Origin of the sequence: Desulfofundulus thermosubterraneus DSM 16057 (assembly GCF_900142025.1) — a bacterium.
Taxonomy (GTDB): domain Bacteria; phylum Bacillota; class Desulfotomaculia; order Desulfotomaculales; family Desulfovirgulaceae; genus Desulfofundulus; species Desulfofundulus thermosubterraneus.
Map to the genome: position 1 here is coordinate 1 of NZ_FQZM01000012.1, position 17,479 is coordinate 17,479.

General features: G+C 58.1%; 13 protein-coding genes. 1 reads left to right on the top strand and 12 read right to left on the bottom strand.

Annotation, left to right across the window (positions count from 1 at the left end; all coding sequences use genetic code 11):
* On the top strand, nucleotides 1-203 hold a 203-nt coding region (locus BUA65_RS05360), incomplete at its 5' end, for an ATP-binding protein (RefSeq protein WP_165613200.1).
* 176 nt (nucleotides 204-379) lie between these two features.
* On the opposite strand, the gene BUA65_RS05365 is transcribed toward BUA65_RS05360, so the two are convergent.
* The 12 genes from BUA65_RS05365 to ilvB all read right to left on the bottom strand — a co-directional run bounded on the left by BUA65_RS05365 (nucleotide 380) and on the right by ilvB (nucleotide 17,476).
* Entirely contained in the window at nucleotides 380-2,494 is a 2,115-nt protein-coding gene (locus BUA65_RS05365; protein ID WP_072867825.1) for an ATP-binding protein, read from the bottom strand.
* Nucleotides 2,491-3,888 carry an SIR2 family protein gene (locus BUA65_RS05370; RefSeq protein ID WP_084062086.1) on the bottom strand — a complete coding sequence of 466 codons (1,398 nt, stop codon included), beginning with the start codon at nucleotides 3,886-3,888 and terminating at the stop codon, nucleotides 2,491-2,493. Before BUA65_RS05370 ends, BUA65_RS05365 begins: the two co-directional genes overlap by 4 nt.
* 302 nt (nucleotides 3,889-4,190) lie before the next feature.
* Nucleotides 4,191-6,020, bottom strand: a complete 1,830-nt coding sequence (glmS, locus tag BUA65_RS05375; RefSeq protein WP_072867827.1) for a glutamine--fructose-6-phosphate transaminase (isomerizing) — start codon at nucleotides 6,018-6,020, stop codon at nucleotides 4,191-4,193.
* Nucleotides 6,021-6,388: 368 nt separating this feature from the next.
* The gene (gene glmM, locus BUA65_RS05380; RefSeq protein ID WP_072867829.1) at nucleotides 6,389-7,726 is read right to left on the bottom strand and encodes a phosphoglucosamine mutase; all 1,338 of its coding nucleotides are present in this window, start codon (nucleotides 7,724-7,726) and stop codon (nucleotides 6,389-6,391) included.
* Between the two features lie 189 nt (nucleotides 7,727-7,915).
* Nucleotides 7,916-8,860 carry a CdaR family protein gene (locus BUA65_RS05385; protein ID WP_072867831.1) on the bottom strand — a complete coding sequence of 315 codons (945 nt, stop codon included), beginning with the start codon at nucleotides 8,858-8,860 and terminating at the stop codon, nucleotides 7,916-7,918.
* Nucleotides 8,861-8,881: 21 nt separating this feature from the next.
* On the bottom strand, nucleotides 8,882-9,703 hold the full coding sequence (gene cdaA / locus BUA65_RS05390) for a diadenylate cyclase CdaA (RefSeq protein WP_072867833.1): 822 nt from the start codon (nucleotides 9,701-9,703) through the stop codon (nucleotides 8,882-8,884).
* A 113-nt stretch (nucleotides 9,704-9,816) separates the two neighbouring features.
* Nucleotides 9,817-11,385 carry a citramalate synthase gene (gene cimA, locus BUA65_RS05395; RefSeq protein WP_072867835.1) on the bottom strand — a complete coding sequence of 523 codons (1,569 nt, stop codon included), beginning with the start codon at nucleotides 11,383-11,385 and terminating at the stop codon, nucleotides 9,817-9,819.
* 12 nt (nucleotides 11,386-11,397) lie between these two features.
* Nucleotides 11,398-12,480, bottom strand: a complete 1,083-nt coding sequence (gene leuB, locus BUA65_RS05400) for a 3-isopropylmalate dehydrogenase (protein WP_072867958.1) — start codon at nucleotides 12,478-12,480, stop codon at nucleotides 11,398-11,400.
* Nucleotides 12,480-12,977, bottom strand: coding sequence for a 3-isopropylmalate dehydratase small subunit (gene leuD / locus BUA65_RS05405; RefSeq protein ID WP_072867837.1), 498 nt, complete (start codon nucleotides 12,975-12,977; stop codon nucleotides 12,480-12,482). The genes leuB and leuD overlap by 1 nt, the downstream gene beginning before the upstream one ends.
* Nucleotides 12,978-14,240, bottom strand: a complete 1,263-nt coding sequence (leuC, locus tag BUA65_RS05410; RefSeq protein ID WP_072867839.1) for a 3-isopropylmalate dehydratase large subunit — start codon at nucleotides 14,238-14,240, stop codon at nucleotides 12,978-12,980. It abuts the gene before it with no gap.
* Nucleotides 14,241-14,244: 4 nt separating this feature from the next.
* Nucleotides 14,245-15,789, bottom strand: a complete 1,545-nt coding sequence (locus BUA65_RS05415) for a 2-isopropylmalate synthase (RefSeq protein WP_072867841.1) — start codon at nucleotides 15,787-15,789, stop codon at nucleotides 14,245-14,247.
* 22 nt (nucleotides 15,790-15,811) lie between these two features.
* Nucleotides 15,812-17,476, bottom strand: a complete 1,665-nt coding sequence (gene ilvB / locus BUA65_RS05420) for a biosynthetic-type acetolactate synthase large subunit (protein WP_072867843.1) — start codon at nucleotides 17,474-17,476, stop codon at nucleotides 15,812-15,814.
* Nucleotides 17,477-17,479 lie beyond the last annotated feature (3 nt).

The following is a 17,479-nucleotide window of genomic DNA, read 5'->3' on the forward strand; positions in this document are numbered from 1 at the left end:
TTACTTCCAACTTACAGTTTGGTCAGTGGAACACCGTGCTGGGGGATAACCGCCTCACAGCGGCGCTCATCGACCGTTTGGTCCACCATGCCCATATCCTGGCCTTTGAAGGGGAGAGCTATCGTTTGCAGAAAGCGCTCTCAGCCATAGCTATTAACCAGTCGGAAGATAAAGATAATAGGATTACGACCACAGCGAACTGAAATCTCCCGATTCGAGGGAGAATAATTACCGAGCGTGATGGCAAACTCTGCATTTTTTGATTGCCGAATTCATCATTTTTTAATTGCCAAACACAAGTAGGTCCTGGCACAACCCAGAATCAAGCATAAGAACAGGAGCAGTACAGACCCTGTGAGGCCGGGCTGTTTTTCCCCTTTCATGCCAAACCCTCCCCGGTGCTGTCTTCGGCGGCTGTTTCTGTTGAACCACCCTTCACGGCAGAACCTTGCCAGTCCTCAGCGACGGCTTTCCAATCTACCCGCCTTTCAACCGCACCAGCCCAGATATTCCAGAAGTCCGGATCGTCAGAGCGGGGCTGCTGGGACTTGGGCAGGTCTCTCATCTTCACAAGTACCGGCAATTCCGTTGCCCAACCCAAGAGAATGGCGCTTTGAGATGGGAGCGACGGGAGTTCACGCAATAGTCCCCTGAGATTGTCGGGCACGAACCGATACACCAGCTCCTGGTCACGGTCATTGGTTATCCGATGCAAAAGGAATGAATTGCACTGAGAAAGAACCGTAGGCGAAAGCTCTGATGGCCTTTGAGACGAAATTACCAGCCCGAGTCCAAATTTCCGACCTTCACGGGCGATTCGTTCGAACACCTGGCAACAAACCGAAGCAGCATCATGGTTTTCAGTATCATCCTTATAGCGTTTGATGAAGGTATGCGCCTCCTCCATGACAAGAACCGTCGGCAACGCAACCTGATTCAGTTTCACATAGCGTTGCAGCGCTTCAAAAACCATCCTCGCAATCACTGCTGTAACGATATAAATGACCTCTGAAGGCACAAGCGACAGGTCAATGACGGTTACACACCCGTTTTCCGCCTTGTCACTACCGATATAATTCTCTAGCCATTGTTCGAGTGAAAGGTCTCCCGTATCACATACAACCGGCTTCATTCGGACGTCAGTAAGAAGGTTCCTCACGCGAATCAATAAAGTTTCGACGTGCTCCGATACATTGAGCATTTCAGCCGTGGCTTCAATACTGCGTAGAAAAGCATTCCCGTTGAACGGACATGGTGCATCCACATCAGGCGGTTCAACATCAACTTCACCTCCACCCAAGGTCGAATGTGCCTCGCTCGCAGCCGCAATAAGCTTGTCGACCTCCTGAGGTGTGAAATCGAAGTGTTTCTCCTTCCTACGGAGCTCGCACAGTTCATTTATGACGCTGACAAGTGAATTCAACTTGTCATATTGCTCCCCCGAAAGGAAAGATAAATCAGACTCGATACCCTTTTTCCACTTCTCAAGCTTTTCTAAGAATGATTTCGGCTTTGGGAAAGAACCCCACGGGCTACCGGAATTCTTTTCGATTCGGATAGTGGTCACCATCGTTCGGAGGAAACGTCGGATTTCGTGGCTTTTATCTTCTCCCGGTTCCCACGACCCGTCTCGAACAAAGCGCAGGGCTTGCACAAGGGTCGGCTTCTGGGTCTTGCTACTTGCCTGCGTAAATGAGCACCACTCCGCACTGTTCCAGAACCAAAGAGGAACCTGCAGGGGAAATTCATTTAATTCTGGATTAACCTTGAATATCCGAGCCTTCACGGAAGACCCGGCGCCACAAAAAGCCCTTGAGTATTCTCCATTCGGGTCTAAAATAATAAACCGGGCGTTCGGCGGGCCGGAACAGGCGGTTTTGTTCTCTTGCGCTGCTTCCAGCGACCAATGGATGAGGCCGGCAACGGAACATGACTTTCCACTACCGGTATTTCCCAGCACAGCGAGGTGACGTCCAAACAACCGATCCGGATCGATATACACATCAGCATCTCCAGCAAGCGAGCTGGTACCGATTTTTACTCGACGTCGTTCGCCCGACTCCACGATTGATCTAAGCTGCCGTTCCGTGGGCAACAGCACAGCGACGCCAATCGATGGCAGGGCGTCAGCGCCCCGCTGGAAAACGTATTCCTCTGCATAGAGAGATTTCCTTCGTAAAGTTCCTAACGGGTTGAGGCTCATCTTGCGCAACGGAAAAGGCAAATCAACAAGACCAAAATCCTGCATCCCCCGGCGCTTTGGAAACGCTGACCGTTCCACCGTTATCCATTCGATTTGGCCAACGAGATAGCCATCATCAACAGGTATCAACACATAGCTATTGACCCTTGGAAACGGACGCGGCCCACCGGCATTAAGGGCGACCGATTCTGGGGCTTCGATATCCAACAAAACCTTGATCTCGTTGGGCGACACGAAATCTACGGTTCCGATGACCAAACTCCCAGCATGTTCGAACGGGGTTTGGCTCATGGCTTGCCATCTCCTTCCCCGTGTAATATGTTACTATCCACAGCAGGTTCATTATAGTCCGTTACCCAGCGAGCTTTGAGAAGCTCAACCATACGGAAGGTGGCCCGATCAATGGCTGGCTTAGGCAAATAGTTATCCACAAGTGATTGTAGATCGCCGAAGTGATTGCCGATAAGGAGGGTAATTTGCGCATGTCTTCCCAGTCTTTCGTACGTTTTCATAATTCGCCCCAAAGGATCGCTATATGAAATAACGACCAAATGAGCTGAGGGAATAGTGAGCATGTCTTCAATAACGCGATTGATGTGCTCATCACCGAAACTATAGCCGAAAGTAACCAACGTGCTGTTTGGCCGACACACCGCAGCGGCGAAGTCGCGGAATAATTCGACATAGGGGTAAGCGGCGGTCTCCCGGTCTTTGGCTGCGTTCGGATAGATCATGAGCTGTATCGCCTTAGCACCCGAAAGACCGAGGGCATCCAAGTACGGCTTGATGTCTTGTGCTCCGAACGGAACTGCAATACGGCGAATGTTTCTCTCGATATCTACCCAGTCTAATGAACCATGCAGCTTAGTAAAACGCGCAACGCCTTCTAGATAGCGCGGCTCCCCTCTGATTCCAGGTGGGTTGTAGTGCATGTCCAAGTCGAGTCGAGAGGACCTGAAGACCGGTGCCAATGAACCCACGAAGCGATCAAGCAGGTGAAGGCCTGCTACGTCCGCTCCGGCTTCAATGAAGCGGTCATAGTTGGTCGTGAATATATGGAGCCGGTCTCGAGTACCGGTTCGGCTGGCGAAACTCATCAAGAAGCTGACGAGGTAGGTGAAAGCTTGCTCACTTTTCTTGAGTTTATCAGACTCTGCACTGATTAAACCTCTTTCACCTTTGAGAATCGACTCAGCAAAGTCAGTGAGAAAACGGTTTAGATCTTCCCTGAGTCCTACCACCTCATGATCGCCTGGTTTTAATATTTCCAGCCCACGGAGTAATTCGTTTGCCACGCGTATCTGGTCTTCGACATTTCCCTTCCCTCGACCGGCGGCATACGCTGACCTCTTTACCTCAGCCTCAATCTCATTTTGGTAGTAAGTAAACTTGCATTGTATATTTGTCCATGGTGGTTCTTTGCCGGTTGCCATCCAATGAATCGCATTGCTGAACCCAGATCCCACCAGCAACGCGAGATGTTCCGCTTGGAACAAAGCGGTTAGCCACGGTTCGATTCGCTGCCGCAATTTTACGGTATCAATAGCCTTTCCGTGCTCGAGCCAGGAGCACTGACTTTTGTCTGCCAACTTGTAAGCTTGACCACTTTGTTCATCAATCTTCAAGAGACAAACGGGTTCTTTGTCATCGCGACATTTAAGAATTTGCTCATCATTAGACGTCATAATTGCACCTCCTCGTAGTAGAACCACCGAACAAACCTAGCTTCCAGTTTAGGAACAATATGGGTTAAACCAGTGCTCATGGTTCGACAGAACCTAGCGAAAATCCTGCCAAAAATAGCAGCTGCTGCTGCAGCTCCTGATGTGACAACCAGCCGTAATGAAAAAACAGGGCGAGGTTCCATCCGTTCCTCGCCCATGCCTATTTCAATTCAGTTTACCACTTTATTATCCGGTTCACGACTTATACTCAGTTCAAAACTTTATTCCATCGAAACATTAATTCTTCAACTTTCCCCCGCCCCCTACTCCACCGTCACGCTCTTGGCCAGGTTGCGGGGCTGGTCCACGTCGCAGCCCCTCACCACGGCCATCTGGTAGGCCAGGAGCTGCAGGGGGATCACGGCCAGCACGGGGGCCAGGACGGGATTGGTGGGCGGGATGTAGAGCACGTGATCGGCCACCTTTTCCAGTTCCTTCTGCCCCTCCATGGCCAGGGCGATTACCGTGGCGTCCCGGGCCTTCACCTCTTTGATGTTACTCAGGGTTTTTTCAAAGAGGTTCTTTTGTGTAGCCAGGGCGACCACCGGCACACCCTTTTCAATCAGGGCCAGGGTGCCGTGCTTTAATTCACCGGCGGCGTAGGCTTCGGCGTGTATATAGGAGATCTCCTTCAGTTTCAAAGAACCTTCCAGGGCCACGGCATGGTCCAGGCCCCGGCCGATGAAGAAGACATCCTCGGCCCTGCCGTAAATCCGGGCGAGGTCCTTGATCAGGTGGCCGTTGCCCAGGATCAGTTCCGCCCGGCTGTCCAGCTGCTTTAATTCTTTAATGATCGCCCGCCTTTCCTCAAGGGTAATGGTGCCCCGTACCGCGGCCAGGTGCAGGGCAATCAGGTACATGGCCACCAGCTGGGTGGTATAGGCTTTGGTGGAGGCCACGGCTATCTCAGGGCCGGCCCAGGTATAGAGCACGTGGTCGGCTTCCCGGGCAATGGAGCTGTCCACCACGTTGGTCACGGCCAGCACCGGCGCACCCAGACGCCTGGCTTCCCTCAAGGCGGCCAGGGTATCGGCGGTCTCCCCCGACTGGCTGATTACTATCACCAGCGTATCTTCATCAATAAGAGGCTGGCGGTAGCGGAATTCCGAAGCAATATCCACCTCCACCGGTACGCGGGCCAGCTGTTCGATTACATACTTGCCCACCAGGCCGGCGTGATAGGCGGTGCCGCAGGCGGTGATAAATATTTTACGCAGGCTTCTCAGCTTCTGGTCATCAATCTCCAGTTCCTTGAGCACCACCGCCGAATCGTCACCGGCCAGGCGGCCCTTCAAGGTATCCCGCAGGGCCCGGGGCTGCTCGTGGATCTCCTTCAGCATAAAGTGGGCAAAACCGTTCTTTTCGGCCTGGGCCGCCTCCCATTTCACCTCAAAGACCCGTTTCTCCACCGGTTCCCCGGACCGGTTAAAAATCCTCACTTCTTCCGGTGTCAGTACGGCCATCTCGCCGTCGTCCAGAATGTAGGTGCGCCGGGTATGGGCCAGCAGGGCGGGGATATCGGAAGCCAGGAAGTTTTCGCCCTGACCCAGGCCCACCACCAGGGGGCTGTCCTGACGCACGGCCACAAGTTTTTCCGGCTCGTCAGCAGACAGCACCACCATGGCGTAGGAACCCCGGATGTGCTCCACCACCCGGCATACCGCCTCTACCAGATCACCCCGGTAAAAGTGTTCCACCAGGTGCGGCAGCACCTCCGTGTCCGTTTCGGAAGTAAACTGGTGGCCCTGGGAGCCGAGCCATTCCCTCAATTCCAGGTAGTTCTCAATAATCCCGTTATGCACCACGGCAAAACGCCCGGAACAGTCGATGTGGGGGTGGGCATTGGTGTCCGAAGGGCGGCCGTGGGTGGCCCAGCGGGTGTGCCCGATGCCGGTTCGCGCCTGGCCGTTGTAACCCTGCAACTTTTCCGCCAGGCCGGCCAGCTTGCCCGCCTGTTTGTGCACCTTAATGACCCCGTCTTCCAGAACGGCAATGCCGGCTGAATCATAACCGCGGTATTCCAGTTTGGCCAGCCCGCCAAGGAGTATGGGTACGGCCCGCCGGGGGCCGGTATAGCCAACGATGCCACACATATGGAAAACCTCCAGCAAAAAGGTTTTTAGTCTAATAATTAGAAATGCCGGGGCACAGAAAGGCCTCCGGCAGAGAAAGGGGCTTTTGTAAAAAGAAGGAACGGGGGTAATTTCGTAGAACGGCCTCCTACCCTTATGCCACCGGACACCCTTTGTCCCGGCCGTTGCCGGCCGGTTTTGTAGTGTCGTTCACGGTCGTGGCCAACCGGGGAGCACCCGCCGAAAACTTCGATAAACTCCCTCCTCGTCAACCCGGAACACCCGTTAAATCAACTGGCTAACCGGCAATTTCCGGGTTCTGGCGCTTTAGTTTTCAGTTGTCCCCAAAAAAGACTTGCGCTTCCCACCCCCTTTCAAAAAACCCTCGTTTAAGAGGACACCTTGCGGATTACGTCCACCAGCTCGTCGACAATGGACCGCAGGAGGTCCATATCCCGGCCCTCAACCATCACCCGCACCAGGGGTTCGGTGCCCGAAGGGCGCACCAGGACGCGCCCCTGACCGGCCAGGCGTTCTTCCTGTTCCCGGATGGCCCGGGCTAGAACGGGACTGTTCATCACCTTTTCCTTATCGGTCACCCGGACGTTTTCCAGCAGCTGCGGCAGCTTCTCCATCTGGGCGGCCAGTTCCTGCAACGGTACGCCCGTTTCCCGGACCACCTGCAGGAGCTGTAGGGCGGTTAAAATGCCGTCCCCGGTGGTATTGTAATCCAGCATGATGATGTGCCCACTTTGCTCCCCGCCAAAGGTGGCTCCCGAACGAAGCAGCTCCTCCAGGACATAACGGTCCCCCACCCGGGTTTTCAGCACCCGGATGCCGCTCTGCCCCAGGGCCAGGTCCAGCCCCAGGTTGCTCATCACCGTAGCCACCACCGTATTTTTGGCCAGCCTGCCCTTTTTCTGGAGGGCCCGGGCCAGGATAACCATAATCTGGTCGCCGTCCACCGGGTTGCCCCGGCCGTCCACGGCGATTACCCGGTCGGCATCCCCGTCATGGGCCAGCCCCAGGTGGGCGCCATGCTCCAGCACCGCCTCCTGCAGGGCGGCTGGGTGGGTGGAGCCGCAGCCGGCATTGATATTGACCCCGTCGGGGGTGTTGAATATGGGGATGACTTCCGCACCCAGTTCCGCCAGCACCCGGGGGGCAACCCGGGAGGCGGCCCCGTTGGCGCAGTCCACCACCACCTTCAAACCGGAAAAGTCACATGATACGGTATCCTTTAAAAAGGCCACGTAACGGTCCACCGCATCGACTACCGGGTAAGCACGACCCACCCCCGCCCCCACGGGAGCGGGAATGCGGTCGGGACAGGAAACCAGCTGCTCGATTTCCTCTTCCATCCCCTCGGACAGCTTGTAGCCGCTGGCTCCGAAAAACTTGATCCCGTTGTCGTCCATGGGATTGTGGGAAGCAGATATAACCACTCCCCCGGCGGCACCCAGGGCCCTGGTGAGGTAGGCAATGGACGCGGTGGGCATGACCCCCACCTTGAGGACATTGACCCCGGCCGAACATATCCCGGCCGTGAGGGCGGCCTCCAGCATGTCGGAGGAAATGCGGGTATCCCAGCCGACCACCAGGCTTGCCCCCGGCAGGCCCCGGGAAAGGACGTAAGCCCCCGCCCGTCCCAGCTTTAAGGCCAGTTCCGGGGTAAGCTCCCGGTTGGCCACCCCCCGGACGCCGTCGGTACCAAATATTGCTCCCATGGTCAGATCCCCTTTCACACTCACCCGCAGGAAGTAATTCCAAGATCACGTCCAAACACTGATAATTATATCTACACCCATTGAAGAGGTCAATTTTTTGTCTAGAAGTTTGACTTCACTAACAATAATATGATCAGGGATAACTTCCGGTCATATCACTCCCGGCAAATCCCTGCAGCTACCCGTTTTTCATTGGTTTTGTTCTTCCGGCGGCGTTCTTTCAGGAGGGTTTTCCGGCAAGGGGGAAAGGCGTACCGTAACCTGCACCTGCTCGGGACGCAGGACCACGCCGCTCCCGGGAGCAACCAGGCCAACCCTTCGTACCACGTCCTGACTGACCCCGCTGATATCCACCGGGACAGTGTTTACCCTTTGGACACCTTCCAGTACCGGCGCCGGTGCCGATACCTGGATCACATCGGGCTCCACCCTTACCTCCTCCACCCGGTAACCCGCCGCGGGAGTCCCCCTTACCTGGGGTTCCACCGGCACTTCCTTCACCGGCATGGCCAGAACGGGAACGGTCACCCTGACCACAGGGGGAAACACGCTGACTCCCCGGGGCAGGCCGGTGAGTGTCGCCGATCTTTCCACCGTTCCACTGGCACCCTGTACGTCAACGGTCGCCGTTACCCGGGTAACGGCATTGACCAACCGCTCCGGCCCTTTCAGGTGCACCAGCGGCGGGTCCACCGTAGCGGCCAGGGCACTGTAACCGGCGGCGGGTTCCCCCCTGAAGGTTACCGCCACCGGGACTTCCTTTTCCACTATCCTGTCCACCTGCACCCGCACCCGGGAGGGGGACACCTGGATCACCCGGATGCCGGGTGGAGCACTCACATTTACCGTCAGCTCGTTTTCCCCCGGGGTGATGCCGGATAAGTCCACCACCGCCTGGAAATCACCCGGGGTAAGGGTGGTCAGCTGACCCCGGCTGCCCTGGGCCCGCACATTCACCGTTGACGGCAACCCGGTCATCATGTAACCGTCGGGCATCCCCCGCCCCTGCAGGGAAACATTAAACGGGCGTTCGTCCAGGGGGTTTTGTTCGTTAGTCACGTAAACCCACAGGATCAGGGCCATTAACAGCGACAGGATTTGCAGGGAAAGATTGCGCCAGTTTAAACGGGGCAAACAGGAACACCTCCGGCACTCCTACTGTTTACGGAGCCACAAAAAGGCCAGGGAACGCCCCTTTTGCGGCTCGAACGCCCCGGCCAGCCGGTCGGCCAGGGCAGGCTCGTCCAGGTTTCTGGCCAGCACACCCTCCACGGCCAGGGAAATGATCCCCGTCTCCTCGGAAACAATCACCGCCAGGGCATCCGAAACTTCCGTTACGCCGATACCCGCCCGGTGACGGGTGCCCAATCCCCTGGCCACATCGGGGCTTTCCGTCAGGGGTAACAGGCAGGCCGCCGATGCCACCCGGTCCCCCCGGATGATCACCGCGCCGTCATGCAAAGGGGTGTTGGGCTCAAAAATATTGAGCAGTAATTCTGCCGTCACCAGGCCGTCAATTTTAATGCCCGTATCGATGTACTCCTCCAGGCCGGTCGTCCGCTCCAGAACAATGAGCGCACCGATACGCTGGCGGGACAGGAGGCTGGCCGCCCGCACCACCTGGCTGATGGTCCGGGAACGATCATCCTCACCCTGATGAATGAGCGAGCTGGTAAAAAAGCGGCCTCCCCCTAACTTTTCCAGCGCCCGGCGCAGTTCGGGCTGGAAAACTATGGGCAGGGCGACCACCAGAGCGGTCATCACCTGGCGCAGCAGCCAGTGAAAGGTGTATAAATGCAGCCAGCTGCTTAAAGCCGTTGCCACCAGCAGAACGGCCAGGCCTTTTAGCAGCTGTACCGCCCGGGTGCCCTTAATCAACAGAATTAACCGGTAGAGAACAAAGGCCACAATGAGGATGTCGATGATACTGGTGAGATTAAACAGATCCAGGTTCAGGGCCTTGAGTTGCTCCAGCAACTTCTTTCCCCCTTCATACCCCCGATCACGGTTAGTATTGGATCCATAAAGACATTATAACCCTTTTGTGGTTGCAAATAAAGGAGCGCCCTCATCTAAAGGAGCGCCCGAATTTATCTTCCATTGTTTTTGAGCAACCCGTAGGCGATGCTGTCTACCAGAGCCTGCCAGCTTGCTTCAATGATGTTTGTGGATACCCCCACGGTGCCCCAGGACCGCTCACCGTCCCCGGTTTCAATCAGCACCCGCACCACCGCCCCCGTGCCGTCCTTTTCATCCAGCACCCGCACCTTGTAGTCGGTGAGCTGCATGCGCCGGATGTCGGGGTAGAAAACTTCCAGGGCCTTGCGCAGGGCGTTATCCAGGGCGTTCACCGGGCCGTTTCCTTCCGCCGCCGTGTGCACCACCTGGTCGCCCACGGTCAACTTGATGATGGCTTCGGAATACACGGGGCTGTTTTCCTTCAGCTCTATGATCACCCGCAGGCTTTCCAGCTTGAAGGGCTCCCGGTAATTGTCGTACGCCCGGCGCAGGAGCAGTTCAAAGGACCCTTCGGCGCCTTCAAACATGTACCCCTGATGTTCCAGCTCTTTAATTTCTTCCAGGAAGCGGCGCGTTTCTTCCCTGCTGGCATCGAGATTGAAGTTGAGCTCCTTTAACTTGTAGAACAGGTTGGACAGCCCGCTCAACTCGGATACAAGCACCCGCCGCCGGTTGCCCACCAGCGCCGGGTCAATGTGCTCGTAGGTGCGGGGGTCCTTTAAAATGGCGCTGACGTGGACCCCGCCCTTGTGGGCAAAGGCGCTGGAACCTACGAAGGGCTGGTGGGGGTTGGGATGCAGGTTGGCCAGCTCGCTCACATAGCGGGAGAGATCGGTGAGCTGGGCTAAAGAAGACCGGGGGATGGTTTCGTGGCCGTACTTTAAGGTAAGGTTGGGTATAACGGAACAGAGGTTGGCATTGCCGCAGCGCTCCCCGTAGCCGTTGATGGTCCCCTGCACATGGGTTGCCCCGGCCCGCACCGCCGCCAGGGTGTTGGCCACGGCCAGCTCCCCGTCATTATGGCAGTGGATGCCCAGAACGACAGGGACATCATCCCTCACCCTGCGTATTATGGCGGCTATTTCCTCCGGCAGGCTTCCCCCGTTGGTATCGCAAAGAACCAGCCGATCAGCCCCCCCGCGTACGGCCGCCTTCAGGGTGGCCAGGGCATATTCGGCGTTGGCCTTGAAGCCGTCAAAAAAATGTTCCGCATCGTAAATGACCGTCAATCCCCGGCTTTTCAGATAGCCCACCGATTCTTCAATCATGGCCAGGTTTTCTTCCAGGGTGGTCCCCAGGGCCCTGGTCACGTGTAAGTCCCAGCTCTTGCCGAAAATTGTGGCTACGGAAACCCCGGCGGCCAGAATGCACTGGATGTTGCCGTCTTCCTGCACCGGAACACCGGGCTTGCGGGTGGACCCAAAGGCGGCAATGCGGGCATGGGACAGCCGGTGGTTTTTAATGCGCTGGAAAAAAGCCATGTCCTTGGGGTTGGAGCCGGGCCAGCCGCCTTCCACGTAGTGAAAGCCCATTTTATCAAGCTTGAGGGCAATCTTGACCTTGTCTTCCGCGGAAAAGGAAATGCCTTCCCCCTGGGAGCCGTCCCGCAGGGTGGTATCGTAAATCTCCACTACCGCCATGGTTTCTCCCCCTTAGACAGGCTCGCCCCTTTCCACCAGCTCGGCAATCAGCCGGCCCATTTCCGTGGTGGTTACCTGCCGCTTGCCCGGTTCCATGATATCCGCGGTGCGGTATCCCTGTTCGAGCACCGTGGCCACCGCCCGTTCAACTGCCGCGGCCGCCTCCTCCAGCCCGAAGGAATGGCGCAGCATCAGGGCACCGGAAAGGATGGCGGCAATGGGATTGGCCAGCTGGCGCCCGGCAATGTCCGGGGCGGACCCGTGAACCGGCTCATATAAGCCCACCCCGTCTCCCAGGCTGGCCGAGGGCAGCATACCCAGGGAGCCGGTGAGCTGGGCGGCCTCGTCGCTCAGGATATCGCCGAAAAGGTTCTCCGTGAGCAATACATCGAATTGTTTAGGGTTACGCACCAGCTGCATGGCACAGTTATCCACCAGCATGTGGTTGACTTCCACGTCGGGGTACTCCCGGGCCATGTCCGTAACCACCTCCCGCCACAGGCGGGAGCTTTCCAGTACATTGGCCTTATCCACCGAGGTGAGCTTTTTCTTTCTTTTCCGGGCCAGTTCAAAGGCCCGCCTGGCCACCCGCTGGATTTCCTGGGTGGTGTAGACCAGCGTTTCCACCACCCGCTGCCCGCCGGGAATTTCCTCCCGCTTTTTCTCCCCGAAATAAAGCCCGCCGGTCAGCTCCCGCACCACCACTATATCCAGCCCCTCCACCACTTCCGTCTTCAGGGTGGAAGCACCGGCCAGGGCCGGGAAAACCATGGCCGGGCGCAGGTTGGCGTAAACATTCAGGGCCTTCCGCAGGGGCAGCAGGGCGCCCGCTTCCGGGCGCAGGTGCACCGGGAGGTTATCCCATTTGGGCCCCCCGACCGCCCCCAGAAGGACCGCGTCACTGGACCGGCACAGATCCAGGGTGGCCTGGGGCAGGGGCTGGCCCGTGGCGTCATAGGCTATTCCCCCGATTAAACCTTCCTGAAAACAAAACTCATATCCAAAACGACGTCCGGCGGCGGCCAGGACCCGGGTGGCCTGGGCCGTTACCTCCGGGCCAATACCATCCCCCGGCAAAACCGCGATCCTGTACATCATCCATTCAACCTCCGGGCTACATAGTTAATCAGACCTCCGGCAGCGATAATCTCCTGCATGAACGGCGGCACCGGTGTGGCCCGATACTGCTCATTGCGGGTCAGGTTGGTGATGGTCCCCGATTCCACGTCCACCGCCACTTCGTCACCCTCCTGGATTTTAGCCGCCGCTTCCGGAGACTCGAAGATGGGCAGGCCGATGTTGAAGGCGTTGCGGTAGAAAATGCGGGCAAAGGAAGCGGCAATCACGCAGGAAACCCCGGCCGCCTTGACGGCTATGGGGGCATGCTCCCGGGAGCTGCCGCAGCCGAAGTTTTTCCCGGCCACAATGATGTCCCCCGGCTGCACCCTCCCGGCAAAGGAGGGATCCGCATCCTCCATGCAATGGGCGGCCAGCTCCCGGGGATCGGAGGTATTCAGGTAACGGGCCGGAATAATGGCGTCGGTGTCTATATCATCACCAAACTTCCATACTTTTCCGCGCAACTGGTTCATCTACAGCACCTCCTGGGGAGCGGCAATCCGCCCCAAAATGGCCGAGGCGGCGGCTACCGCGGGATTGCTCAGGTATACTTCGCTTTCCGGGTGGCCCATCCGGCCGACAAAATTCCGGTTGGTGGTGGCCAGGCAGCGCTCCCCGGCGGCCAGGATGCCCATGTGGCCGCCCAGGCAGGGGCCGCAGGTGGGAGTGCTCACCGCCGCACCGGCGTCAATAAATATTTCAATTAAACCTTCCTTTAAGGCGGTGCGGTAAACTTCCTGGGTCCCCGGGATAACAATCAGGCGCACACCGGGATGCACCTTTTTGCCCTGCAACACCCGGGCGGCCAAGCGCAGGTCCTCCAACCGGCCGTTGGTGCAGGAACCGATAACCACCTGCTGGATCTCCACGTGCCCCGCCTGGCTCACCGGGCGGACATTGGAGGGCAGGTGGGGGAAGGCCACCTGGGGTTCCAGCTTGCTCACATCAAACTCGTAAACCCGGGCGTACCGGGCACCGGGATCGCTCTGATACACCCGGTAGGGCCTCCTGGCCCGTCCTTTTACGTAGTCGAGGGTAATTTCATCGGGCGGCACAATGCCGTTTTTGGCCCCGGCCTCCACGGCCATATTGGACATGGTCAGGCGCCCGTCCATGGACAGGGTCTCGATGGCCGGGCCGGTGAATTCCATGGCCTGGTAGAGGGCACCGTCCACGCCGATCTGGCCGATGGTGTAGAGGATTAAATCCTTGCCCCCCACCCAGGGCTGGAGCTCCCCATAATAGACGAACTTAATTGACTCGGGAACTTTGAGCCAAATTTCCCCCAGGGCCATGGCCGCAGCCAGGTCGGTGCTGCCCACCCCGGTGGCAAAGGCCCCCAGGGCACCATAGGTACAGGTATGGGAATCGGCCCCGATCACCACGTCCCCCGGTCCCACCAGCCCCTGCTCGGGCAAAAGGCAGTGCTCGATCCCCATGCGCCCGACCTCAAAGTAGTGGGTCAACTGCTGCTGGCGGGCAAAGTCCCTGAGGATTTTGGCCTGCTCGGCCGACTTGATATCCTTGTTCGGTACGAAGTGGTCGGGTACCAGGACCACCCGCTCCCGGTCAAAGACCTTTTCTACACCGATGCGCCGGAACTCCTTGATGGCTACGGGAGCGGTAATGTCGTTACCCAAAACCAGGTCCACCCGGACATTGATCAGCTGCCCGGGCTCCACCCGGTCGAGGCCGGCATGGGCGGCCAGGATCTTTTCCGTGATGGTCATGGGCATGTTCTTAACTCACCTCGTTGCTCTTGTCTGTTAGCCTACCCGACTCCCAGAGGAGCCTGTTGACCGCGTTGACGTAAGCTTTGGCGCTGGCCTCCAGGATGTCCGTGCTGATGCCCCGGCCCAGGTAGGTCTTGCCGCCGTTTTCGGAGATTTTCAAGGTAACCTCGCCAATGGCGTCCTTACCGGAGGTAACGGCATTAATCCCCCAGCTTTTGAGCACGCAGGGAACACCGGTGACCTTGTCGACCGCCCGGCAGATGGCATCCACGGGGCCGTTGCCGCAGGCCGCCTCCTCAAAGACCTCGTCGCCCTTCTTCAACCCGACGGTGGCCGTGGGCACTATGGTCGTACCCGTGGAAATGTGCAGGTACTCCAGGGTATAGGTTACCGGCACCGGGCGCAGTTCTTCCTCCACAATGGCCTCCAGGTCCGCGTCGGTAATTTCCTTTTTCTTGTCGGCCAGGACCTTGAACTGCTGGAAGGCCTTGTTGAGCTCTTCCTCGCCGAGCTCGTACCCCAGCTCTAAAAGTCTCTGCCGGAAGGCGTGCCGCCCCGAATGCTTCCCCAGAACCAGGTTGCTCTGGCTGATCCCCACCATCACCGGATTCATGATCTCGTAGGTGGTACGCTCCTTGAGCACCCCGTCCTGGTGAATGCCTGATTCGTGGGCAAAGGCGTTTTTACCCACCACCGCCTTGTTGGGCTGCACGGGCATGCCGGTGAGGCTGGACACCAGGCGGCTGGTGCGGTAAATCTCCTCCGTACGGATGTTGGTCTCACAGCCGAACTGGTCCCGGCGGGTGTACAGGGCCATGACCACCTCTTCCAGGGCGGCGTTTCCAGCCCGCTCGCCGATACCGTTGATGGCCCCTTCCACCTGGTTGGCCCCGGCTGCCACCGCCGCCAGGGAATTGGCCACCGCCAGCCCCAGGTCGTCGTGGCAGTGCACGCTCAGCACCACCTTCTCAATGCCCGGCACCCGCTGGCGGATGTCCCGGATGAAACGGGCAAATTCCTCGGGCGTGGCGTAACCCACCGTGTCCGGGATGTTCACCACCGTGGCCCCGGCCGCAATGGCCGCCTCCAGCACCCGGCACAGGAAATCAAGCTCCGACCGGGAGGCGTCCTCGGCGGAAAACTCCACGTCGGAAACATAACTCCTGGCTCGCTTGACCGCCGCCACGGCAGCTTCTATTACCTGTTCTTCGGTCATGCGCAGCTTGTGGCGCATGTGAATGGGCGAGGTGGCAATAAAGGTGTGAATCCGGGGCTGCTCCGCCCCCTTAACGGCCTCCCAGGCCCGGTCGATATCCTGGAAATTGGCCCGGGCCAGGGCCGCCACGGTCACGCCCCGCACTTCCCGGGCAATGGTCTTAACCGCCTCGTAATCCCCGGGGGAAGTGATGGGAAAACCGGCTTCAATCACGTCTACTCCCAGCCTGGCCAGCTGCCTGGCGATCTGCAATTTCTCCATCACGTTGAGGCTTACCCCCGGGGATTGTTCCCCGTCCCTTAAGGTAGTATCAAAGATGTAAACACGCCGGGTCATAAAAGTCCTCCTTTGAGTGGAATCAACATTCAAAGGTTTCGTCAATTCCACGTCCGCTGGGAACCATGGGCAAAACCTTCTCCTGTGGACTTACCAAGCAATTGACCAGCACCGGGCCGGTCGTGCCGAGCGCCTCGGGGATGACCCTTTGCGCCTCTTCTTCCGTTTCTACGGTATAGCCCTTGATGCCATAGGCCCTGGCCAGGGTGATGAAATCGGGATGGAACTCGAAGTCCACGGCCATGTAGCGGCCCTCGCAGTAATATTCCTGGAGCTGGCGCACCATGCCCAGGGTCTGGTTATTGATCATTAGTATTTTTATGGGCAACTCCTGCTCCCGCACCGTAGCCAGTTCCTGCATGGTCATCTGGAAACTGCCGTCGCCGGTAACCAGAATAACCTGCTGGTCGGGCAGTCCCAGCTGGGCGCCAATGGCGGCGGGCAGGCCAAATCCCATGGTACCCAAACCACCCGAGGAGATCAGGCCGCGCGGGTGCTTAAACCGGTAATACTGGGCCACCCACATCTGGTGCTGGCCCACATCGGTGGCGATGGTGGCGCAGCCTCCGGTGTGGCGGTACAATTCTTCAATGATGTACTGGGGTTTCAAGCCGCCTTCCCGGTTGTAGCGCAAAGGATAAAGTTCCCGCAGTTCCTGGACGCGGGCCAGCCAGGGGGAACGGTCGGTTTTCTTAAGCAGGGGCAAGAGGGACTGCAGCACCAGCTTCACGTCCCCCACAATGGGTACATGCACCGGCACGTTCTTGCCAATTTCGGCCGGGTCGATGTCCACATGGATCACCGCCGCGTGGGGGGCAAATCTGGCCAGCTTGCCCGTAACCCGGTCGTCAAACCTGGCCCCCAGGGCAATGAGCAAATCACACTCCGTCACGGCCAGGTTGGCGTAGCGGGTCCCGTGTAGACCAAGCATCCCCAGGAACAGCGGGTGATCCCCGGGAAAGCTGGAAAGCCCCATGAAGGTATTGGTAACCGGAGCGGAAATTAACTCGGCCAGCTCCAAAAGCTCTCCGCTGGCCCCGGAATTGAGAATACCGCCGCCGGCGTATATCACCGGGCGCTGCGACCTGTTGATTAATTCCGCCGCCTCGTTTATTTTGTTGCGGTGCCCCCGGTAGGTGGGTTTATACCCCCGCAGCTTCACCGTTTCAGGATAGTGAAAGTCAATGGTTGCCCCGGCCACATCCCTGGGCAGGTCGATGAGCACCGGCCCCGGCCGGCCGGTGGAAGCAATATGAAAAGCGTTCTTGATGATCTGGGGCAGGGCGGCCGGGTCTTTTACCAGGTAATTATGCTTGGTAATGGGAATGGTAATCCCGGTGATATCCACTTCCTGAAAGGCGTCGGTGCCCACCTGGCTGGTGGGTACCTGGCCGGTAAAAACCACCAGGGGGACTGAGTCCATGTAGGCGTTGGCTATCCCGGTCACCAGGTTCGTGGCTCCCGGGCCGGAGGTGGCCATGCATACCCCCACCCGCCCGGTGGCCCGGGCGTAACCGTCGGCGGCATGTACGGCCCCCTGCTCGTGGCGGACCAGCACATGCTTGATGGAGGAATGATAGAGGGCGTCGTATACGGGGAGCATGGCGCCTCCCGGATACCCAAAAACAATATCCACCTTTTCCAGCTCCAGGCAGCGTACGAGAGCCTGGGCAGCGGTAATCTTCAAGGC